Origin of the sequence: Mesorhizobium sp. M0815, from assembly GCF_040319995.1 — a bacterium.
Classification (GTDB): domain Bacteria; phylum Pseudomonadota; class Alphaproteobacteria; order Rhizobiales; family Rhizobiaceae; genus Mesorhizobium.
Genome location: NZ_JAMYOU010000031.1, coordinates 40,046 through 60,505, shown reverse-complemented (window position 1 = coordinate 60,505; position 20,460 = coordinate 40,046). Strand labels below are relative to the sequence as shown.

General features: G+C 61.6%; 24 protein-coding genes and 3 tRNA genes. 16 read left to right on the top strand and 11 right to left on the bottom strand.

Annotation, left to right across the window (positions count from 1 at the left end):
• Positions 1 to 587: GTP-binding protein (locus tag NKI01_RS25920; protein WP_352965143.1), on the bottom strand; the 587-nt coding region annotated here is incomplete at its 3' end.
• A gap of 291 nt (positions 588 to 878) precedes the next feature.
• Between NKI01_RS25920 and NKI01_RS25915 the strand changes: the two genes are divergently transcribed.
• The 4 genes from NKI01_RS25915 (at position 879) to NKI01_RS25900 (ending at position 4,199) form a co-directional block, all read left to right on the top strand.
• Positions 879 to 2,093: a glycosyltransferase family 87 protein gene (locus NKI01_RS25915; protein ID WP_352965141.1), complete on the top strand. Its 1,215-nt coding sequence runs from the start codon at positions 879 to 881 to the stop codon at positions 2,091 to 2,093.
• A gap of 80 nt (positions 2,094 to 2,173) precedes the next feature.
• Positions 2,174 to 3,061 (top strand): DMT family transporter, encoded by an 888-nt coding sequence (locus NKI01_RS25910; protein WP_352965139.1) that lies wholly within the window; start codon positions 2,174 to 2,176, stop codon positions 3,059 to 3,061.
• Between the two features lie 19 nt (positions 3,062 to 3,080).
• Entirely contained in the window at positions 3,081 to 3,530 is a 450-nt protein-coding gene (locus NKI01_RS25905) for a GFA family protein (protein WP_352965137.1), read from the top strand.
• Positions 3,531 to 3,671: 141 nt separating this feature from the next.
• On the top strand, positions 3,672 to 4,199 hold the full coding sequence (locus NKI01_RS25900) for a peptidoglycan recognition protein family protein (RefSeq protein ID WP_352965135.1): 528 nt from the start codon (positions 3,672 to 3,674) through the stop codon (positions 4,197 to 4,199).
• A gap of 141 nt (positions 4,200 to 4,340) precedes the next feature.
• Here NKI01_RS25900 and NKI01_RS25895 read toward each other — a convergent pair whose 3' ends face one another.
• Positions 4,341 to 4,598 carry a GlsB/YeaQ/YmgE family stress response membrane protein gene (locus NKI01_RS25895; protein ID WP_023717513.1) on the bottom strand — a complete coding sequence of 86 codons (258 nt, stop codon included), beginning with the start codon at positions 4,596 to 4,598 and terminating at the stop codon, positions 4,341 to 4,343.
• Between the two features lie 159 nt (positions 4,599 to 4,757).
• Here NKI01_RS25895 and NKI01_RS25890 point away from each other — a divergent pair, with 159 nt between their 5' ends.
• Positions 4,758 to 5,225: a YidB family protein gene (locus NKI01_RS25890; RefSeq protein ID WP_023717512.1), complete on the top strand. Its 468-nt coding sequence runs from the start codon at positions 4,758 to 4,760 to the stop codon at positions 5,223 to 5,225.
• A 178-nt stretch (positions 5,226 to 5,403) separates the two neighbouring features.
• Here the strand turns inward: NKI01_RS25890 and NKI01_RS25885 are convergent.
• Positions 5,404 to 5,477 (bottom strand) — tRNA-Gly (locus NKI01_RS25885).
• A 67-nt stretch (positions 5,478 to 5,544) separates the two neighbouring features.
• Positions 5,545 to 5,629, bottom strand: a tRNA-Tyr gene (locus tag NKI01_RS25880).
• Positions 5,630 to 5,830: 201 nt separating this feature from the next.
• Here NKI01_RS25880 and NKI01_RS25875 point away from each other — a divergent pair.
• Complete coding sequence (locus tag NKI01_RS25875; protein ID WP_023717511.1) at positions 5,831 to 6,679, top strand: TrmH family RNA methyltransferase; 849 nt, start codon at positions 5,831 to 5,833, stop codon at positions 6,677 to 6,679.
• A gap of 86 nt (positions 6,680 to 6,765) precedes the next feature.
• Here NKI01_RS25875 and NKI01_RS25870 read toward each other — a convergent pair whose 3' ends face one another.
• The 3 genes from NKI01_RS25870 to gcl all read right to left on the bottom strand — a co-directional run bounded on the left by NKI01_RS25870 (position 6,766) and on the right by gcl (position 10,482).
• Positions 6,766 to 7,653, bottom strand: coding sequence for a 2-hydroxy-3-oxopropionate reductase (locus tag NKI01_RS25870; RefSeq protein ID WP_352484573.1), 888 nt, complete (start codon positions 7,651 to 7,653; stop codon positions 6,766 to 6,768).
• Positions 7,654 to 7,879: 226 nt separating this feature from the next.
• Positions 7,880 to 8,677 (bottom strand): hydroxypyruvate isomerase, encoded by a 798-nt coding sequence (gene hyi / locus NKI01_RS25865; protein ID WP_023717510.1) that lies wholly within the window; start codon positions 8,675 to 8,677, stop codon positions 7,880 to 7,882.
• Positions 8,678 to 8,700: 23 nt separating this feature from the next.
• The gene (gene gcl, locus NKI01_RS25860; RefSeq protein ID WP_023717509.1) at positions 8,701 to 10,482 is read right to left on the bottom strand and encodes a glyoxylate carboligase; all 1,782 of its coding nucleotides are present in this window, start codon (positions 10,480 to 10,482) and stop codon (positions 8,701 to 8,703) included.
• Between the two features lie 202 nt (positions 10,483 to 10,684).
• Here gcl and bhcR point away from each other — a divergent pair, with 202 nt between their 5' ends.
• A complete protein-coding gene (gene bhcR / locus NKI01_RS25855; RefSeq protein WP_352549494.1) occupies positions 10,685 to 11,542 on the top strand; it encodes an HTH-type transcriptional regulator BhcR in 858 nt (285 codons plus the stop codon).
• A 40-nt stretch (positions 11,543 to 11,582) separates the two neighbouring features.
• On the opposite strand, the gene NKI01_RS25850 is transcribed toward bhcR, so the two are convergent.
• From NKI01_RS25850 to NKI01_RS25840, 3 genes are all read right to left on the bottom strand, one after another.
• Positions 11,583 to 11,939, bottom strand: coding sequence for a hypothetical protein (locus tag NKI01_RS25850; RefSeq protein ID WP_023717507.1), 357 nt, complete (start codon positions 11,937 to 11,939; stop codon positions 11,583 to 11,585).
• Positions 11,940 to 12,431: 492 nt separating this feature from the next.
• Complete coding sequence (locus NKI01_RS25845; protein WP_245278519.1) at positions 12,432 to 12,875, bottom strand: BA14K family protein; 444 nt, start codon at positions 12,873 to 12,875, stop codon at positions 12,432 to 12,434.
• Between the two features lie 43 nt (positions 12,876 to 12,918).
• Positions 12,919 to 13,086: a hypothetical protein gene (locus NKI01_RS25840; protein WP_023717505.1), complete on the bottom strand. Its 168-nt coding sequence runs from the start codon at positions 13,084 to 13,086 to the stop codon at positions 12,919 to 12,921.
• A 156-nt stretch (positions 13,087 to 13,242) separates the two neighbouring features.
• On the opposite strand from NKI01_RS25840, the gene NKI01_RS25835 reads away from it, so the two are divergent.
• The 4 genes from NKI01_RS25835 (at position 13,243) to NKI01_RS25820 (ending at position 14,929) form a co-directional block, all read left to right on the top strand.
• A tRNA-Thr gene (locus NKI01_RS25835) sits at positions 13,243 to 13,318 on the top strand.
• A 152-nt stretch (positions 13,319 to 13,470) separates the two neighbouring features.
• Positions 13,471 to 13,710, top strand: coding sequence for a hypothetical protein (locus NKI01_RS25830; protein WP_031193539.1), 240 nt, complete (start codon positions 13,471 to 13,473; stop codon positions 13,708 to 13,710).
• Positions 13,711 to 13,985: 275 nt separating this feature from the next.
• Positions 13,986 to 14,183, top strand: coding sequence for a hypothetical protein (locus NKI01_RS25825; RefSeq protein WP_084641813.1), 198 nt, complete (start codon positions 13,986 to 13,988; stop codon positions 14,181 to 14,183).
• Positions 14,184 to 14,290: 107 nt separating this feature from the next.
• Positions 14,291 to 14,929: a cupin domain-containing protein gene (locus tag NKI01_RS25820; RefSeq protein WP_023717503.1), complete on the top strand. Its 639-nt coding sequence runs from the start codon at positions 14,291 to 14,293 to the stop codon at positions 14,927 to 14,929.
• A gap of 6 nt (positions 14,930 to 14,935) precedes the next feature.
• Here NKI01_RS25820 and NKI01_RS25815 read toward each other — a convergent pair whose 3' ends face one another.
• Positions 14,936 to 15,550, bottom strand: coding sequence for a TetR/AcrR family transcriptional regulator (locus tag NKI01_RS25815; RefSeq protein WP_023717502.1), 615 nt, complete (start codon positions 15,548 to 15,550; stop codon positions 14,936 to 14,938).
• Positions 15,551 to 15,642: 92 nt separating this feature from the next.
• Between NKI01_RS25815 and NKI01_RS25810 the strand changes: the two genes are divergently transcribed.
• From NKI01_RS25810 to NKI01_RS25790, 5 genes are read left to right on the top strand one after another with little or no spacing between them, the layout of a single operon-like run.
• Entirely contained in the window at positions 15,643 to 16,749 is a 1,107-nt protein-coding gene (locus NKI01_RS25810; RefSeq protein ID WP_031193537.1) for a polyamine ABC transporter substrate-binding protein, read from the top strand.
• Between the two features lie 13 nt (positions 16,750 to 16,762).
• Positions 16,763 to 17,605, top strand: a complete 843-nt coding sequence (locus NKI01_RS25805) for an ABC transporter permease (protein ID WP_023717500.1) — start codon at positions 16,763 to 16,765, stop codon at positions 17,603 to 17,605.
• A gap of 2 nt (positions 17,606 to 17,607) precedes the next feature.
• Complete coding sequence (locus NKI01_RS25800; RefSeq protein WP_023717499.1) at positions 17,608 to 18,390, top strand: ABC transporter permease; 783 nt, start codon at positions 17,608 to 17,610, stop codon at positions 18,388 to 18,390.
• On the top strand, positions 18,387 to 19,451 hold the full coding sequence (locus tag NKI01_RS25795) for an ABC transporter ATP-binding protein (protein ID WP_023717498.1): 1,065 nt from the start codon (positions 18,387 to 18,389) through the stop codon (positions 19,449 to 19,451). Before NKI01_RS25800 ends, NKI01_RS25795 begins: the two co-directional genes overlap by 4 nt.
• Positions 19,452 to 19,453: 2 nt before the next feature.
• Positions 19,454 to 20,212 (top strand): MBL fold metallo-hydrolase, encoded by a 759-nt coding sequence (locus NKI01_RS25790; protein WP_023717497.1) that lies wholly within the window; start codon positions 19,454 to 19,456, stop codon positions 20,210 to 20,212.
• Positions 20,213 to 20,460: the final 248 nt, after the last annotated feature.

The window sequence follows — 20,460 nt, the reverse complement described above, 5'->3', positions numbered from 1 at the left end:
TAGGCATCGACCGCCGCCATCAATTCGCGGATCGCGTCCTCGCCGATCTTCTTGTCAGAATCTTCAAGTGCGGCAAGCGCCGAACCCTTGACGATCGGAATGTCGTCGCCGGGGAACTCGTTCTTGGTCAAAAGCTCACGCACCTCGAGCTCGACCAGCTCGAGCAGCTCGGCGTCGTCGACCTGGTCGACCTTGTTCAAGAACACCACGATCGACGGCACGCCGACCTGGCGGGCCAAAAGGATGTGCTCGCGGGTCTGCGGCATCGGGCCGTCGGCGGCCGACACGACCAGGATCGCGCCGTCCATCTGCGCGGCACCGGTGATCATGTTCTTCACATAATCGGCGTGGCCGGGGCAGTCGACATGGGCATAGTGGCGGGCAGCCGTCTCGTATTCGACGTGTGCCGTCGAAATGGTGATGCCGCGTGCCTTCTCTTCCGGCGCCGCATCGATCTGGTCGTAGCGCTTGTATTCGCCAAAATACTTGGTGATCGCCGCCGTCAGCGACGTCTTGCCGTGGTCGACGTGACCAATCGTGCCAATGTTCACATGAGGCTTAGTGCGCTCGAATTTACCTTTTGCCATAGTCTCTTTCCTTGGACGGCCTAAGGACGGCCTGGACCTTCAGTTCAGTCGAATGCGGGGCGATTAGCGACTAAGGCCGAAAAACACAAGTGCCTTGTGGCTGAGCGCGGCTCACTCGGTTCGAACCCATGATCCGATTTAGGGGATGTGGCCGATATGGGAATGGCAAGACGGAAATGTAAGATGGGCACGACCCAAGGCCGGAGGCGCCACAAACCCTTAATGACACTCCCTTAATGACACTGGCTTAATGACACTGGAGCAGAATGGCGCCTGGGCACTTGCGGGTAAATGAGCATCATGCGGATTGCCACCATCGCGACAGGGCAGAACCTGCAACGTCTGATCTATCTGGCCATATGCGGCTTGATCTGCACTTACATCGGCGTGCTTGGCATTTCGATATTGATCGGCAGCTGGCTGTTCGACGAAAACGGGCGGCCGCTGGCGACCGACTTCATCGCATTCTGGGGGGCTGGCAAGCTTGTCCTGCAAGGCCATGCCGCCGATGCCTATAATTGGGACCTGCACAAGAGCATCTCGACCGCTGAAAGCGGTGCTACCTTCGACGGCTATTTTTCATGGCAGTATCCTCCGACTTTCCTGATCGTGACCGCCGCACTGGCGTTGCTATCCTATCCGGCTGCATTGGTTGCATGGATGGCGACCGGGATAACGCTCTACGCCGCCGCCATACGGCTGATCGGGAACACACGCGTTGCGATTCTGGCAGCCATGGCCTGGCCCCCTGTGCTTTGGAATACCGTGGTCGGCCAAAACGGCTTCATTACCGCTGCGTTGCTTGGCGCAGCCATCGCCTCGATCGAAAAACGCCCCGCGCTGGCCGGCCTCTGCTTCGGCCTGCTCACCTATAAGCCGCAATTCGGCCTGATGATCCCGCTTGCGCTCATCGCTGGAGGCTTTTGGCGAGTGATCGGTTGGGCCGCTGTTTCCACCACCGTCATGATCATGCTTTCCATCGGCCTCTTCGGCGCCGAGATTTGGTCCGATTTCTTCGATGCCGCCGCCAAGGTCAACGGCACCATTCTCGTCGATGGTAGGGCTGACTTCTCCAAGCTTCAAAGCCTCTACGGTTTTGTCCGCGCGCTTGGGTGGAATTGGACGCTCGCATGGACCGCGCAGGGCCTGCTCATCGCAGTTCTGAGCGCTGGCATCATCTGGATATGGCGTCAAAAAGTGGCGTTCGACGTCAAGGCAGCAGCGCTCGCAACCGTGACGATTCTCGCTTCGCCCTACGCGTTCATCTATGATTTCGTGGCTCTCGCAATCCCGCTGGCGTTTCTGGGAAAATCAGGATTTTCGGCGAAAGAATGCGCTGTCGTGATCTTTGCCGGCATTCTGCTCGTCTCGGGCCCCTCGGAACACCTGGCCACCGCCTTTCTCTCGGCGCTGCTTGTATTGGGCCTGGTGGTCGGCCGCGCATGGCAGGCTTTTCCGACACTTGGCTTCGCGGGCTGGAGCGCTCAACGTGAATTGAAGCCATAATCCGTTCAATTGCCGCTGGAAATCCGTTCGCTTGCCGCTGGCCCATTGCCGCTGCTGCGCCGGTCTGATTTCGTCGGCCCATGCATTTCATCCCGACTGCCATTCGAGGCCCGCTGTTCATGGTCGTTTCGACCGGGTCCTACATCGTGAACGACACGATGATGAAGCTCGCAACCGCGGGACTGCCGCCCTATGAGGTGCTGTTCCTGCGCGGCGCTGCGGCAACATTGTGGGGCATTCCGCTGCTGTTCATGCTGGGCTATGGCAAGCAGATCCCGCTGATCCTCGACGCGAAGGTGTTGCGCAGGAACCTGCTCGAACTGGGTGCTATCCTTTGCTACGTGGTGGCGCTCGCCAACATGCAGATCGCCGATTCGACCGCGCTTGGGCAGATCACACCCTTGCTGATGCTGGTCGGCTCCTCGATCCTGTTTGGCGAACGGATCGGCGGGCTGCGCCTGGCGCTGATCGGGCTCGGCTTTATCGGCGCGGTGATGGTGGCACAACCGACGATGCAGGGGATTTCGGTCTACGCCCTGCTGGCGCTAGGCAATGCCGCTCTGTCCGCGGCGCGCGATCTGGCGGGACGCAAGGTCGCCGCCGAGGTGCCGGGGATGGTTGTCGCAATTTCCGCGGTGATTGTGGTGCTGGCCGGCGCCGGGGCAGCTCATTTGCTTTCCGAGCAGTGGGTCGTGCCTGAAACCCATCACCTGCTGCTGATGGCGGGGGCCGGACTGTTCCTGATCTTCGGCCACTTCTTCATCTTCATGGCCTATCGCGTCGGGCCGACCAGCGTGGTGGCGCCGTTCTACTATTGCTTCACCGTCTGGGCGGTGATTTCGGGCCTGGTGGTATTCCGGCAACTCCCGAATGCGCTGGCCATCTGCGGTATCCTGCTGGTGGTGGCCAGCGGGTTGACAATCGTCTCGCTCGACGAGCGCAAGCGCCGGTTGACTGTCGTCGCCTAGAGCGGAAGTGGAGAAGCGCATGGCAAGCCCGGAAAGCAACCAGAATGCAAGCAACCGCACGCTCACCGGAAAGTGCCTGTGCGGCGCCGTTCAGTATGCGGTGGCGGACGCGTTCATCTATGCCGCGAACTGCCACTGCTCGAACTGCCGGCGCACCACCGGTTCGGCGTTCAAGCCATTCGCCGGCATCGAACGCGACAGGCTGAGCCTGACCAGGGGCGAGGACAATCACATGATCTTCGGCGACGAAACCGGCCATAACGCGCACTGCAAGACTTGCGGCTCGTTGCTCTATTCGGTGGTCCGCGGCGGTGCCTTCGTGCATGTCGCCATGGGAACCCTGGTCGACGAGCCGACCATCCGCCCGACGCAGCACATCTTTGTCGGCTCCAAGGCGAAGTGGTTCACGATCACCGACGACCTGCCGCAATATGAAGAACACGTGGTCGCTGGAGATGCCGACGAATAGCTGACCGTTAGAAAACGCTCAACCAAATTATCGTTTCGTTTTCGCGTCCGTCGCCAAAGAAACTATACTGTGCTCCGTCACCGAACCTATGTCGCGGGGATTTCTGTGGCATTACCGCCCGAGTGGTTGCCCAATGTTGCGATGAGGCGCGTCATTTGCCATTGGACGGCGGGCTCGCATTCGGCCGGCGATACCGACAAGGATGCATATCACATACTGGTCGAGGGGAATGGCCGTCTGGTCAGGGGCCGGCCTTCGATCGCGCTCAATTCCGGCCGGGTAAAACCGGGATATGCCGCGCACACGCTCAACTGCAACGGCGGCTCGATCGGGGTTTCGCTCTGTTGCATGGCCGGGGCGGAGGAAAGGCCGTTCGATGCCGGCCGCTATCCGATGACCAGGGCGCAGTGGGACGCGATGACCGCGGTTGTCGCCGAACTCTGCAAATATTACCGCATCAAGGTCACGCCCAAAACGGTGCTCTCGCACGCCGAGGTCGAAAGCAATCTCGGCATCGAGCAACGCGGAAAATGGGATTTCACCCGGCTGCCTTTCGATCCGACGATCAGCGGCGCAAGCGGCTGCGGCGAGCGGCTGCGCCGCGACGTGACGGCGGCAATGAGCTCGACGCCAAATCTGCCGGTGAGGATTGGGCGGGATGCCGTATAGCAGCGATTGCTGGAGGAACTATGGCCGATCATGGTGAGAGGGCTGGAAGCCGGCCTCAACACGCTGATCCGCGAAATCCTCAGAAGGATCAGATAGGCGGTCGGCATTCACCCGAATGCCGACGCAACTGCCGGACGGCTTCTATAGAGCCCTCTTGCCGCTGAACTGATGATAGGCCCAGAGGACAACCACGGCACCGACCACGGCTACGATCAGGCTATAGATGTTGAGCCCGGTAACGCCCGACGCGCCAAACGCGCTGAAGATGAGCCCTCCGACGATGGCCCCGACAATCCCGAGCACGATGTCGAGCACAAGGCCTTGCCCGCTTTTATTGACGATCTTGCTGCCTATGAAGCCGGCGATGACGCCGAGAATAATCCAGCTTAATATTGACATTTTTCCTCTCCGTTCCCCGCGCTCGATTACTTCCACATTATTAAGCAAAGCTCAAGCCAACTTGAAAATCATGATTACGGAAAGCTCAAACCGGCTTGAAATTCGCCATGGATGCGTCATTGTCGGAGACGGACGGGCAATTTGACATGGAGATCCACAATGGGACTGTTTGACAATGCCGTTCCCGGCGGCAACGTCGCCAAGCCGCTGATGATCGCGCTCGGCGCACTTTTGGTGGGAAAAATGCTGAGCGGTGGAAGTTCCGCCCAGCCGGAGGCAACGCAAAGCCCTGCCCCCGTCCCGCCTGATACAACAGCATCTGCCGATGGCGGCCTGCTCGGCGGTCTGGGCGGCCTGCTCGACAAACTGAAGGACGCCGGCCACGGCAACGTCGCCAATTCGTGGGTCGGTACCGGTCAGAACCAGCCGATCAACCCCAGCGATCTGGGCAGCGCTCTCGGGCCACAAATCATTCAGGAGATCGCGCAAAGGACGGGGCTGAACCAGCAGGACCTGCTCAAGCAACTGTCCGCAGCCTTGCCAGGGCTTGTCGACCAGCTGACGCCGAACGGGCAAGTGCCGCAGCAGAACCAGCTCGCGTCCATATTCAGCAAATTCGCGAGTTAAGGCATGTCGCCCAACACCCCCTGCGGTTTGGTACAACGACATGCATAAAACAACGGATTGAGGTCGTTGCGCGTCCGTCTGGACGCGCAACCAACACTTTGAATTATCGGCAAAGCGCTTCACTTGGCGGTGCCTGCTTCGGGATCGTGCGCGAGGGACGCCGCGGCTGCGGGAAATCTGGAGCGGGTAGCGGGAATCGAACCCGCATATTCAGCTTGGAAGGCTGCTGCTCTACCACTGAGCTATACCCGCGCCTTTCAGTCAAGCATCGGATACGCTCCGACGCTCGCTCTGCGTTTCAGGGCTTCCGGGCCGGCAGTGGTGGAGAGGGTTGGATTTGAACCAACGTAGGCATAGCCAACGGATTTACAGTCCGTCCCCTTTAACCACTCGGGCACCTCTCCAGTCTGCCGCCGGAGCCATGCAACGAGGCATCGACGCGTCGCGGCCGCCAAAGCAGCCCTTCCGCGAAGCGCCTTATGGCGGCAGCGCCCAAAACTGTCAACCACAACAGCCCGGCAAAAAGCGCTGAATTTCGCACCTCGCCTGACAAGCACCTTGTGCAGCTGTATCCATCGCCGGACGACACGGCTATAGAGGCCGCCATGAGCAACGATAACAAATCGAAGACCCCGAAAGATACCCACTACGCCAAGCTGCGCCGCGCGCATCGCGACGAGAAGAGCGGCGGCGCGCCGGCGTTCAGGCCACGCCAGCCGGTGCCGCCCGGGGAGAACGCGGCGGACGGGCTGGTGCGGCTTTACGGGCTGCACACGGTGCGGGCCGCACTCGACAATCCGCGCCGCAAGATCAAGAAAATGCTGGTGACGCGCAACGCTGCCGAGCGGCTGGCAATCGCCGATCTCGGCGCTTTGCCCTTCAAGGCGGAGTTGGTCGAACCCAGGGACATCGACAAGGTCACCGGCTCGGATGCCGTGCACCAGGGCGTGCTGATCGAGGCCGAGCCGCTGAAACCGAAACGCCTCGATGCGCTCGGCGACACCAGGTTGGTGCTGGTGCTCGACCAGATCACCGATCCGCACAATGTCGGCGCGATCCTGCGCTCGGCGGTGGCCTTCGGTGCCGGCGCACTGATCACCACGGCGCGCCACAGCCCGCAGGAATCCGGCGTGCTGGCGAAGTCGGCCTCCGGCGCGCTCGAGCATATCGACCAAATCGAGGTAAAGAACCTCGCCGATGCGCTCGGCCAGCTGCACGATGCCGGATTCCAGACCATCGGTCTCGATTCGGATGGACCGGCGGAGCTTGAAAAGAGTTTTTCCGGCGACAGAATAGCGCTGGTGCTCGGCGCCGAAGGCAAGGGCCTGCGCCAGAAGACGCGCGAGACGGTGACGACGCTGGCCCGGCTCGACATGCCCGGCGCCATCCGCTCGCTCAACGTGTCGAATGCGGCGGCGGTGGCGCTTTATGCGGCGAGGAAGTTTCTAGGTTAGGGAATAGGGGAATAAGGGAGTAGGGGAAAGCATATTCACGGTATTCGCTAACTGCACGTCTCTACTCCCTTATTCTCTCCTATTCCCTACTTCCCTACTTCACATCCCGCCATCCGCTCCAGCGCTCGAACAAGCGCCGAGTGATCCTCCTTGGCCCCGCCATTAGCGGCGCAGGAATTGAACAATTGCTGCGTCGTTGAGGTGTTGGGCAGCGCCACGCCGAGGGCTTTCGCGCCTTCCAGCGCGAGATTGAGATCCTTCTGGTGGAGTTCGATGCGGAAGCCGGGTGCGAAGGTGCGCTTGATCATGCGCTCGCCGTGCACTTCCAGGATGCGCGAGGCGGCCAGCCCGCCCATCAGCGCTTGCCTGACCTTGGCCGGGTCGGCGCCGGCTTTTGAAGCAAAGACAAGCGCTTCGGCGACGGCCTCGATGGTCAGCGCGACGACGATCTGATTGGCGACCTTGGTGGTCTGGCCGACGCCGTTGGGCCCGACCAAAGTGATGTTCTTGCCCATCCTCTCGAAGATGGGCCTGGCGCGTTCGAAGGCTGTTTCCTCGCCGCCGACCATGATGGTCAGCGATGCCGCTTTGGCGCCGACCTCGCCGCCCGACACCGGCGCATCGAGATAGTCGCAGCCGAGATCGTTGACCTTTCTTGCAAAGGCCTTGGTCTCGATCGGCGAGATCGAGCTCATGTCGATGACCAGCTTGCCTCTTTTCAGGCCGGATGCGACGCCGTTTTGGCCGAACAGCACGTCGGCGACCTGCGGTGTGTCGGGAACCATGGTGATGACAATGTCGGCGGCACGGGCGACAGCGTCATGGCCGGTGATGGTCTTTAATCCCCTGGTGACCAGATCCGCCGGCGGTTTCGAGCGGTGGTCGCTGGCGACGAGGTGATAGCCAGCATTGAGCAGATGCCCCGCCATCGGCGCGCCCATAATGCCGAGTCCGATGAAGCCGATGGTTTCCATGTCTTTCTCCGTTTCTTGTTAAGGCGGCGTTCCTGCGCGCCCCCCTCTGGCCTGCCGGCCATCTCCCCACGAGTGGGGAGATCGGCAGTTCGCGCTCCGGCCGTTAAACTTTCCCGACCTCGAAAATTGGCGAAAGCGGCGGTGACATCCAATCTCCCTCCTTGTGGGGGAGATGGCCGGCAGGCCAGAGGGGGCGCGCAGGAACGCGACGTGCGATACGTAGCGTCTATGCCGCCGCACTCCCCTGCCCGGCCCCGTCCCGAAACCACCCGAGCCCGGCTTCCGTTCCGCCCTTCGGCTTGTACTCCGCCCCGACCCAGCCGGGGTACCCGATCCTGTCGATGTGCTTGTATAAAAAAGGAAAATTGATCTCGCCCGTCCCCGGCTCATGACGGCCAGGATTGTCCGCAAGCTGGATATGCGCGATGCGGTTGAGGTTTGCCTCGATGGTACGGGCGAGATCCCCCTCCATCATCTGCATGTGATAGATGTCGTATTGCAGGAACAGGTTCTTCGAGCCGACGCGGTCGATCAGCGCCAGCGCCTGGTCCGAGTAATTCAGGAAGAAGCCCGGGATATCGCGGGTGTTGATCGGCTCGATCAGCAGCCGGATGCCGGCCTGCTCCAGCTTTTCCGCCGCGAAAGCCAGATTTTCGGCGAAGACGTCTTCCAGCACGGAGCGATCGACGCCCTGCGGCGCGATGCCGGCGAGGCAATTGACCTGCTCGCAACCCAGCGCGTGCGCGTAGGTGACGACCTTGGCAATGCCTTGCCGGAACTCCGGGATGCGGTCCGGCAGGATCGCGATGCCGCGCTCGCCCTTGGCCCAGTCACCGGCAGGCAGGTTGAACAGGACCTGCGTCAACCCGTTCTGCTTCAACCTTGCCGCAACGACATCCGGCGCATGGTCATAGGGACCGATATACTCGACACCCCTAAAGCCCGCTCGGGCGGCGGCATCGAAGCGGTCGAGGAAGTCGTGCTCGCCAAAGAGCATCGAAAGATTGGCTGAAAACCGTGGCATGGCAGTAATTCCTCATAAAACAGCTAGTCGAGCATGACGATCGCCGTCGGCGCGTCTTCGTGATGCTCGGCAAGCTCCTCGAACTCGGTGATCTTGTCGATTTCGGTGCCCATCGAAACGTTGGTGACGCGCTCGAGGATGAATTCGAGCACAACCGGAACCTGGTGCTCGTTCATCAGGCGCTGCGCCTCATCGAAGGCACCGGCGAATTCCTCCGGCTTGCGCACCCTGACGGCCTTGCAGCCCATCGCCTCGGCGACAGCGACGTGGTCGACGCCGTAGCCAGCTTCGGCATCGCCCTGTCGATTGACGTTCTCGAAGGCCAGGCTGACTTCGAAATCCATCGAAAACCCGCGCTGCGCCTGGCGGATCAGGCCGAGATAGGCATTGTTCACGACGACATGGATGTAGGGCAGTCTGTGCTGCGCGCCGGCTGCCAGTTCCTCGATCATGAACTGGAAATCATAATCGCCGGAAAGTGCGACAATGGTACGGTCCGGATCGGCGGCGCGAACGCCGAGCGCCGCCGGCAATGTCCAGCCGAGCGGCCCGGCCTGGCCGCAATTGATCCAGTTGCGCGGCTTGTAGACATGCAGGAACTGCGCCCCGGCGATCTGCGACAGGCCGATCGTGGTGACGTAGGTGGTGTCGCGGCCGAACGCCTTGTTCATCTCCTCGTAGATGCGCTGCGGCTTCAGCGGCACCTGGTCGAAATGCGTCTTGCGCTTCATCGTCTTCTTGCGCTGCCGGCATTCGCCGGCCCAGCCCGACCAGTCGCGCAATTTCCCGGCCGTCCTCCATTCGGTGGCGACGTCGAGCAGCATTTTAAGCGCCGCACCGGCGTCCGAGACGACGCCAAGGTCCGGCGCGAAGACGCGGCCGATCTGCGTCGGTTCGATATCGACGTGGATGAATTTCTTGCCCTTGGTGTAGACGTCGACCGAACCGGTGTGGCGGTTGGCCCAGCGGTTGCCGATGCCTAATACGAAATCGGCTTCGAGCATCGTCGCATTGCCGTAGCGGTGCGAGGTCTGCAGCCCGCACATGCCAGCCATCAGGCGGTGGTCGTCGGGGATCGCGCCCCAGCCCATCAGCGTCGGAATGACAGGCACGCCGGTGACTTCGGCGAATTCGATCAACAGGTCCGACGCATCGGCGTTGATGATGCCGCCACCGGCGACGATCAGCGGCTTGTCGGCCGCATTGAGCATTTTCAGGGCCTTCTCCGCCTGAGCGCGCGACATTGCCGGCTTGAACGGCACCAGCGGCTCATAAGCATCGATGTCGAACTCGATCTCAGCCAGTTGCACATCGACCGGCAGATCAACGAGAACCGGCCCCGGCCGCGACGAGCGCATCAGATGGAACGCCTTCTGCAACGCCATCGGCACCAAATAGGGTTCCATGACGGTAACAGCCCATTTGGCGACGGGCGCGGCGATGGCGGCGATGTCGACAGCCTGGAAATCCTCTTTGTTGAGGCGAGCCCGCGGCGCCTGCCCGGTGATGCAGAGGATCGGGATGGAATCGGCAGCGGCCGAATAGAGGCCGGTGATCATGTCGGTGCCGGCGGGACCCGAAGTGCCGATGCACAGACCGATATTGCCCGATCTGGCGCGGGTAAATCCTTCGGCCATATGCGAAGCCGCCTCGACGTGCCGCGCAAGGATGTGGCGGATACTGCCCCTCGCCTTCAGCGCCGAATAAAGCGGGTTGATCGCAGCACCCGGCACGCCGAAGGCACAGGAAATGCCTTCTTTTTCGAGGACGAGAACCGCTGCGTCGACTGCGCGCATCTTGGCCATGTCAGCCTCCACGGAATTGTTGATGGCCGATGATGCCAGTGCGCCGACTATTTTTCAATTTTTTCAGAATATTTTTTCATTTCTAGAGAGCGGCTCTTGTGAATTGAATTGATTGGCCTTTCTGTTTTCCATGAATTCGCTTCGCAAATCGATGAAAAACTTTTTCATTGCTTGCTTGGGCGAACAGGGGAAGAATGGATCCATGGAAACCACCGAAAAACGCCAGCGCGGCCGGCCGCGCGCCTTCAACGGACCGTCCGAGGCCGCTTCGGTGCAGTCGCTGGACCGGGCGCTTCGCATCCTGGCAATCGTGGCCGACGGCAGTGGCCTGTCGCTGAGCGAGATCGCCGCCAGCTCCAGTCTGCCGGCATCCACCGCCTACCGCATGCTGACGACGCTGGAGAACCATGGCATGGTCGAGTTCGACGGCACCGACCAGCTGTGGTCGATCGGCGTCGAGACCTATCGCATGGGCGCGGCGTTCCTGCGCCGCCGCAAGCTGGTCGATCGCGCCCGCATCGTCATGCAGGAATTGATGGAGAAGACCGGCGAGACCGCCAATCTCGGTGTCGCCGAGGACGATTGCGTCGTCTTCGTCAGCCAGGTCGAGACGCACCAGGCGATCCGCGCCTTCTTCCGGCCGGGCACGCGCAGTTCTTTCCACGCCTCGGGCATCGGCAAGGCGGTGCTGGCGCATCTCGAGCCGGAGCGCGTCGCCACTATCCTGCGCCGGGCCGGGCTGGAGCGCTTCACTGAAAACACGCTGTCCGACATCTCGGCTCTCGCCCGCGACCTGGTGACGATCAAGCTGCGCGGCTGGTCAGTAGACGACGAGGAGCGGCATCCGGGCATGCGCTGCGTTGCCGCCGCCATCTTCAACGAGTTCGGCGAGCCGATTGGCGGCGTTTCAGTCTCCGGGCCGACGGTGCGGGTCACGCCGGAACGGCTGGCCGAGATCGGCCCGTTGGTGCGCGATGCAGCTGCGGAGGTGACGAGGATGATCGGCGGCCTGCCGACACCTCCCGGCTTTGGCAGCGAACCGAGCGCATGGCAGCGCTGACCAGCGCCGAATGGTGCGACATCTGCCAGGATGGCCAGAGCTAGGCCCCGGGCACCGCGCTCTTGGTCGATAGGTCGTAGAAATCAAGCAGCATCGCCAGCCCAACTCCGCAGGCGGTGAAGATGAGGCCGGCAATGAAGATGCGATTGGCGCGTTCATAAACGCGCCGTTGTAGACACGTTATGTCGAGCAGCAACCGCAGCGCTCGTATCTGCAGGGCAATGCCGATCAAAATCGGCACGACGGCGGCCAGGTGATAGATTTCCCATGGTATCGGGTTGGCGGCCCAATGCGTGATGAAGCCCAGCGAGAACGCCAGCAGGATGCCGACGGTGGTGATTGTGCCGTTGCGGAAAATCGTCTCGATCGGCTCTTCGTTCGGATCGTGCTCGCCCAAGCGCCCTCTCCCTGTTTCGGCTCGGCAGTAGATTGCTGTTCGGCTTGTAGATTAGGCTGCTGGGAAACCCCTGTACATCGGCAAGAGCCGAACGGCGGGATAAGGCAGTTTTCAGTGTTGGCGATTGGCGAAAGCCGTGCGGCAATCCAATCTCCCCCCTTGCGGGGGAGATGTCCGGCAGGACAGAGGGGGGTGCGAAGGATCGCAAATTTTCGATTTAGCCCATTCCGAACGTCTTGAGGGGGAGGCTCCGATTGCCTGGCAAGTAGTGCGGGGCAGCACCCCCCTCTGCCCTGCCGGGCATCTCCCCCGCAAGGGGGGAGATTGGCAGTTTCGTCGACGGCGCCCAATTCAAAAATGATGAGCTATGCCGACATTGGCAGTCGACCATTCGAATAGGAACTCAGACATACAGAAAAAGGGGCGGTGGGATGCCCCTTCTTCCGGTTGCCTGAAACGGTCACCTCCTCTCAAAACGGGCGGTAGTGGCTCTCAAAGGTGGCAGCGATGGCGATAACCGTCGTACCCGACATAGGTGTCCGAGTACGGGTCGTAGCTCTGGTAGCGATTGAGGCAGCGCCGGACATGCCAGGAGCCGCCGTCTTCCTCGATATAGACGGTGCGCGGCTGGGCGAGCGCGCTGCCGAGCAGGAAGCCGCCGACACCTGCAGCAATGCCGATGCCGAGGTGCTTGTTGTAGTGCTTGTGATGGGCGGCCGAAGGCTGAACCGTACCAACCAGCATGGCGGCGGCGACGGTGGTGGCGACGAGGCCGGAAACGATGGTGCGTTTGAACATGACGATCTCCTTGTTGTGAGAGGCGACCCACCGCCTCTTGACCGTCAGTCGTCGCAACAAGGAAAAAGGTTCGAAGATCTTTTTGGATTTTTTCTCGAAGGGAGAAATCGCCCGGCCTGATGCGTCGGCCGCGACCACGAACAGTCGCCGGTCGACAGTTCACCGGAACAATCGGCAGACCTCAGCCCATGCCGGTGATATGGCGAAGCCAGAAGGCGAGCGCGATGAAGCCGATGATGGTGGTGACGCCGGTCCAGTCGATATTGGCGCGCTTCAGATCCCTGACGAGCTTCACCAGGAGAACCCAGGCCACGACGACGAGCGGGAGAATGATGACAAACCTGATCATGCGACAGCCTCGCTGATGCGATTGCACCTTCGGTCAATATAGGAAGCGAATTGGCCGTTTTCAGGACGCCCTGGCGGCAGAACCGGCGCGGTCGCGGCAGCCGAAAACGGAGTTTTGTCTTTACTGGCGCAGCAAATATGCTAACCCGAGCGCCGTGCCCTTGTAGCTCAGCTGGTAGAGCAGCGGTTTTGTAAACCGAAGGTCGGCGGTTCGATTCCGTCCGGGGGCACCAGTGCGGGCTTCTTGAGACCTCGGGGGCGCTTGATATCTGCTCGTCCCCGATATCCACAGGCCGGGGCCGTCAGATCGGTAGCACATCAGCTTCAACGCATATATTCCCTAGCGGAAACCATAGTTCCCTAGCGGAAAACCTAGGAGTCTTCGTTGGAGCAGAAACGCACGACCGCCCCCTTCATCAACGGTATGTTTGGCGGCCTTATCGTCTTCGCCTTCGCGCTTGGTTTCCGTTTCCTGATAAGTCCCGATCCCGATCCAGCATCAAGAGCAACGACAAGCCTTTCCGTACTGGCCTTTGCGATTTGTTTCGGCGCGGCTTTCCTCCGCGAGCATCGACGCCAGATTGCCGCCGCCAGAGAATATCTAAGCCGCCCAAGATCGTACTAGGGGCGTACGTGTCGGGACCGTCCTCGTCGGGTCACCAGAAACTTCCGTGAAATTGCTGGCAAAATCTGTCGCCAGACAACGAGCTAGCATCTCATATCTGGAAACGCTGAGCCCGGGCGTGTCTTCGCCGTTGCAGAGCCGTCATTTCGGCCCGCTCTCCCGGCCTCGGCCATCTCGTACCATTCGATTAAATTGCTCCTGTGTATATTAGCACTCGCTCAATTAAGCGCGCCGACAATGTCGGTGCGGCGGGCCAAAAACCAAAGGGTGTTGTCATGCGAAGCGATTTCGCCGCGGCGCGCGAGCTTTTGGAGTGCGCACAAAACCGCCTCTGCGGCGCGGATGAAACGAGCCGGCGCGTCAACGAGGCCCTCGACGCGCTGATTGAAGAAATAGCCATCGCAGAATTCCGCAAGGCGCCGCTGACGGTCGTGCCGTTTCCGCGAGCGCGGCCTCCAAAGCATGTTCGGTAGGGCGTCGCGCCTGTGTTAACAGAACGTCGGCGCCTGTAGGCGTTGAAGCACCATGCCTTCAACCGTATAGTTGGCGGCGCTGATGCTATGAACCCACGAGCTGATCCATGTCACGCTGTGGAGATGTCTACGAGAACAAGGTGACCGGCGAATATGCTGTCATCCTGCGTGGCACGGAAGACCGCGGAGATGGGCCAGGCATCGCCCATCTGACCGCTCGGCCGGGAGCCGCAGTGGTGGGCGAGCACTTCCACCCGAACCTGACGGAACGGTTTACCGTCCTCGGCGGCCGGCTCGATGCTTGCATCGCCGGGAAGACTTTGTCTCTGGGGCCTGGCCAATCCGCCGCGATCGAAGCAGGCGTCGCACATGATTGGTGGAACAGCAGCAAAACCGAAGAAGCGCATGTCCTGGTCGAAGTCGACCGGGCGCCGGGTGCGGACGATATCGACCCGAACCGTTTCGAGCTGCTGATTGGCATGCTCTTCGGCCTGGCCAATGCCGGCAAGGTGGACAAAAAAGGCAGGCCTTCGCCGCTTCAGGCGGCGGTCATCGCCAGGGAATTTGCCGACGTTATCGTCTTCACGCACCCGCCACCTGCGATTCAGCGAGTGGCGCTGGGGATCCTGGCGCCACTCGGCCATCTGCTCGGCTATCGCGCGATCGACCCCGGCTATTGCAAGCCGCACGGGCACGTCACGCCGGCGCCCGAAGCCCTCGCTCGGGCAGGTCTTTCGGCTGGGTGACTGCAGTCAAACCCCAATCGCCGCCACCAATATCCTATTCTGCCGCCGTATCGCAGTGCGCAGTTCGGCCATCCTCGCCCCGTCGCGCTTCACGAACTCGATGAACATCATGTTCATGTTGTTGAACACCAGTTCGCCCAAGGCGTGTCCATCGATGTCGCGGCGCACCAGGCCGAGCGCCTGCAGGCGGGCGATCAGCGCACGGATCTGCTCGGTCAGTGCCCGGTCGAGCGCGGTATAGGCCTGGCCGAACGGGCTGTCCGGCAGTTGCGTCGAGATCGCCATCGCCTGTCGCCACATCTCCTTGCTGAGATAATGCAGCGAATGCTCGATATAGATGCCGAGCAGTGTGTCCAGCGCGTCGCCGACATTGGCCGGCGGGTTGGCCACCACGCCGCGCCCGGCATTGAGCACTTCGTTGACCTCCATCGAAACGATGGCGCCGAGGATGTCGCCCTTGTTCTGGTAATAATTGTAGATCGTGCCGACCGAGACTTCAGCCTGCGCGGCAATCGTCTCGATCTTGGCGCCTTCATAACCGGCATCGCGGAAAAGCGCCGCCGCCGCCTCGATGATGCGGCGGTGCCGATCCGCCTTCTGCCTTGCCCGCAATCCGCTCATAGCGGCTGTTTGCCACAAAAACAGAATTGACTCAATTTTAGAATTGGTTCAATTTTTTGCCACAAGCCAAAAAAGGCAAGGGAGAACACTCGATGTCCATCAATCCAAAGACCCCCAATCCAACTACCAGGAATACGATTTCGGTTCTGAAGAGCCATCTCCACAGCGCATGTGCCGCGGCGGCACTGCTGCTGGCGACGGGCAGCCTCGCTCAGGCGCAGGACCTCAACGCGCTGATCTGGTGCGATCACGCCGATCCGGCGCTGTTGCAGCCTTTCGAGGAGGCCAACGGCGTCAGGGTCAATGTCAAGGAGTTCGAAGGCACCGGCGCTGGCCTGGCGATCGTCGAACAATCGCAGCCCGGCGATTGGGACGTGATGGTGATCGACAGCATCGACATACCGCGCGGCGTCGAAAAAGGCCTGTTCGAGCCACTGCCGGAAGACAAGCTGCCGCTGGCCGACCTGTTTCCGCAGGTGAAGATGGATAGCTCCACCGTGGTCGACGGCAAGCGCTACGGCATCACCGAAAAGTTCGGGTACAACACGATCGGCTACAACAAGACCAAAGTCGACCCGGCCGACATGCAGTCGATGGCGGCGCTGACCGGCGATAAATACAAAGGCAAGATCGCCATCTACGACTATTACCTGCCGGTCATCGGCATGGCCGCCCTGGCGATCGGCAAGAAGACGGCGGAACTGACCGAAGCCGACCTTCCCGCCATCAAGGAACAGCTGCTCAAAATGAAGGCCAATGCCAAGCTGGTCGGCGAAGTGACCGCCAGCCAGACAGCGCTGGCGACCGGCGAGGTCGACATACTGGTCGGAGGTGGCGAATGGGTGACGGCGGGGCTGGCCAAGGAAAACCCGGCGCTCGACTTCTCGATCCCGAAGGAAGGCGCCGTGCTGTGGTCGCAGTCGCTGGCAATGTTCAAGGATTCCAAGAACAAGAACCTGGCACTTAAATTCATCCAGTACATTATGAGCCCCGAAGGCCAGGCGCGGCTCGCCACCTCGTCCTGCTATTGGGGCATGCCGGCCAACACCAAGGCGGCGCTGAGCGACGAGCAGAAGAAGATCCTGCGCTTCGACGAGCAGGAGGAATTCCTCGCCCGCGCGCAATCCTATCCGGCGCCGAATGCCGATCTCGACAAGAAGATGCAGGACGTCTGGACCGAAATGCTGCAGGCGCAATGACCGGCTGCCGGTCGTGAACTCCGCCAGCAGCGGGCGTGCCCTACCCTGGGCGCTGGTCACGCCGGCGCTCGGCTGGACGCTGCTGTTCTTCGTGCTGCCCTTCGTCGCCATGGCGGTATCCAGCCTGACGGCGCATGAAGGCGGCGGCTTCACGCTATCCAACTACAGCCAGTTTTTTGCCAATCCATCCTACTGGCAGGCGATGGTGAATTCGCTGCAGGTCACGGCCATCGTCACCGTGATCTCGGTGCTGCTTGCCTATCCCTTCGCCTGGATCCTGGCCGAGCAGGTGCCGGAGCGCTGGCAGCGGCTGGCGCTGATGCTGGCGGTGCTGCCGTTCTGGACCTCCTATGTCGTGCGTTCCTATTCGTGGCTGCTGGTGCTGGCGCAGAACGGCGTCGTCAACCGCGCGTTGACCGGCTCCGGGCTGTTCAGCGAACCGCTGCAGCTTGCCAATACGCGGCTAGCGACCGTCACCGGCTTCGTGCATTTCTTCGTCATGCTGTTGACGCTGACGATCTTCGCCAATCTGAAGCAGCTCAGCCCCAGCTACCGCAAGGCCGCAGCCGACCTTGGCGCCGGGCCGATCCGGACATTCCTGCATGTCGTTCTGCCGCTGACGCTGCCTGGCATCATGGTCGGCGCCTTCCTCACCTTTGTGCTGTGCATCGGCGACTACATCACACCGCAGATCCTCGGCGGCAACAATGAGCTGTTGATGCCGCAGCTCGTCATGATGCAGATCGGCCGGCGCGGCGACTTTCCGCTCGCCTCGGCGCTGTCGATCATCCTGATGGCGGTCGTCACCATCGCCTATCTCGCCTGCGCCCGCTGGCTGAAGATCGAGCGGGCTTGACCATGCGCGCTCTCATCCGCCTCGTCTCCGGCCTTTACGCCATCGCCATCTACGGCTTCATCTTCCTGCCGGTGGTTGTGCTGATACTGTTTTCGCTGCAGGCGACGTCGTTTCCGATCCCGCCCTTCACCGGGCCGTCGCTGCGCTGGTACGAGGCCGTGCTCGCCGATACGCGGCTCACCTCGGCGCTGGTCAACTCGCTGCTGGTTGCCGTCCTCTCTTCGGCTGTCGCCGTCACGCTCGGCTTTCTCTCGGCCTGGGGTTTTGCACGCTTCGCCTTGCCGGGCTCGGGCCTGATGCGTGGACTGATCACGCTGCCACTGACCGTCAGCTATCTCATCATCGGCATGGGGCTGCTGGTGCTGTTCAACTGGGCCGGCGTGCCGAAGTCGCTTCTTGCCGCCGGCATCGGCCATGTCGTGATCAACCTGCCGCTGTGCTTTGCCATCGTCTACAGTCAGATGGGCGACCACCAGATCAATATCGAGCGCGCCGCGCGCGACCTCGGCGCGCCCGAATGGAAGGTGCTGCTGCTGATCACCGTGCCTGTGATGGCGCCGGCGATCTTCGCCGGTTTCTTCCTGTCGATGACCTTCTCCTGGGACGAATTCGTCATCTCGTTCCTGTTGACGCGCTTCGACACGACGCTGCCTGTCGAGATCTGGAACCTGCTGCGCTCCGGTCTCAATCCCAAGACCAACGCCGTCGGCTCGCTGGTCTTCGCCGTCTCCATCGTGTTGGTGGTATTGTTCGAACTGATGCTGTTGCGGAGGAAGCCGGCATGACGGCGCCACTGGTCGATATAAGCTCTGTCTCGCATCGCTTCGGCCAGCACACGGTGCTGAAGAACGTCTCGCTGACGATCGAGCCGGGCAGCTACACGATCCTGCTTGGGCCGTCCGGCTCCGGCAAGACGACGCTTTTGTCCATTCTCGGCGGCTTCGTCATGCCGAGCGAAGGCAAGGTGCTGATCCGCGGCGAGGACTGCACCGCAGTACCACCGGCGAAGCGGCCGACGACGACCGTGTTCCAGGACTATGCGCTGTTCCCACATATGAGCGTCGGCAGCAATGTCGGCTTCGGCCTGCGCATGCAGGGTGTCAATGGCGCAACCCGGGCAGCAAGGGCGCGCGAGGCGCTGGCGCTGGTTGGCCTCGCCACCGCCTTCGACAAGAAGCCGCACCAGCTTTCCGGCGGGCAGCGGCAGCGCGTGGCACTGGCGCGCGCCCTGGTGGTCGAGCCGGCGGTGCTCCTGCTCGACGAGCCGCTCGGTGCGCTCGACCTCAAATTGCGCCGGCAGATGCAGGACGAGTTGAAGGCGATCCAGAAGCGTGTCGGCACCGCCTTCATCCACGTCACCCACGACCAGGAAGAGGCGATGGCGCTGGCCGACCATTGCGTGGTGATGAATGACGGGCGCATCGAGGATGAAGGGCCACCAGAGCGCGTCTATGCACGGCCGGCGACGCGCTTTTCCGCGACCTTCATGGGCGAAAGCACGCTGATTTCCGGAACAGTGACCGAGGCGAAGAGCGGCAAAATCACCGTCACCACGAAGCTTGGGTCGCTCTCGCTGGCTGGCACATTGCCGGCCGGCTCGACGGTTGCGCTGGCCGTCCGGCCTGAGCATCTTGTCCTCGGCGCTGCCAGCGGCCCTGTAGCGCTTGGCATGGCCAAGGTCAGCGACGTCGTCTTCCAGGGTAGCTTCAAGCGCGTGCTGGGAACCTCCACGACCGACCCGGCGTTGCACTTCATCGCCAAGGTCCCCTCCGCATCGGCCGTCCAGCCGGGCGACGTTGTCGCCGTATCGTGCGATGCTGGCGACGTCATCCTGCTTGCGGACTGAACATGAGCACGCTTCCAATCATCGACGCCGGCCACTGGTACGAAAGCATCCGCATGGGCGATGGCGTGACGCTGATCCACGAGCCGTGGATCAAGCCGTTCTTCCGCTGCAACATCTGGCATGTGCGGGGCCGCGACCGCGACCTGCTGTTTGACACGGGCCTCGGCCATTTCAGCCTGCGCCGCCACGTACCGCTGGTCACGGAACGCAAGCTCACCTGCGTGGCTAGCCACACGCATTTCGACCATATCGGCTGCCATCACGAATTTCCCGACCGCTGCGTGCACCCGGCCGAGGCCGAGATCCTCGCCGACCCGCGCAACGAATGGACGGTTGCCGACCGCTATGCCACCGAGGAGATGTTCGACGGCATGCCGCAAGGCTGGGACACGAATCGCTACCGGATCCTACCCGCACCAGCCGGCCGGTTGCTCGAACAAGGCGACATCGTCGATCTTGGCGACCGTACCTTCGAGGTCATCCATACGCCCGGCCATTCACCCGGCGGCATTGCGCTCTACGAAAACAGGACGGGCATCCTGTTTTCCGGCGACATCATCTATGACGGCCCGCTGATCGACGATGTCTATCACTCCGATATCGACGACTATGTCGAAACGCTGCTGCGCATGCGCGATCTCGATGTCTCGGTCGTGCATGGCGGCCATTTCCCGAGCTTCGGCAAAATCCGCTATCGCCAGCTTGTCGACGAGTATCTCGCGCAGAAGCGCCAGGCCGGCTGCCATCTGCTCGCCCGATAGGGACTAGCGTTGTAGCGTCAAAGCGCCCTTTGCGGGCAGGGTGTGCCCGCCGCGTCGCCGCAGCGTGAGGCCGTGGGCTCGGGTCTAAAACTCTTTTCCTCCGACTGACGCACCAGTTCCGCGAAAGCCAGGGCAAAACTTGCCAGCATCAGGAAGACGATAATCAAGCGTGCCAGCGGCAATAGATCGGCCTCGACTGGTTAGCCCCACGCCGCCCATCCACTGCCGGCTAACATGATCGATACGGC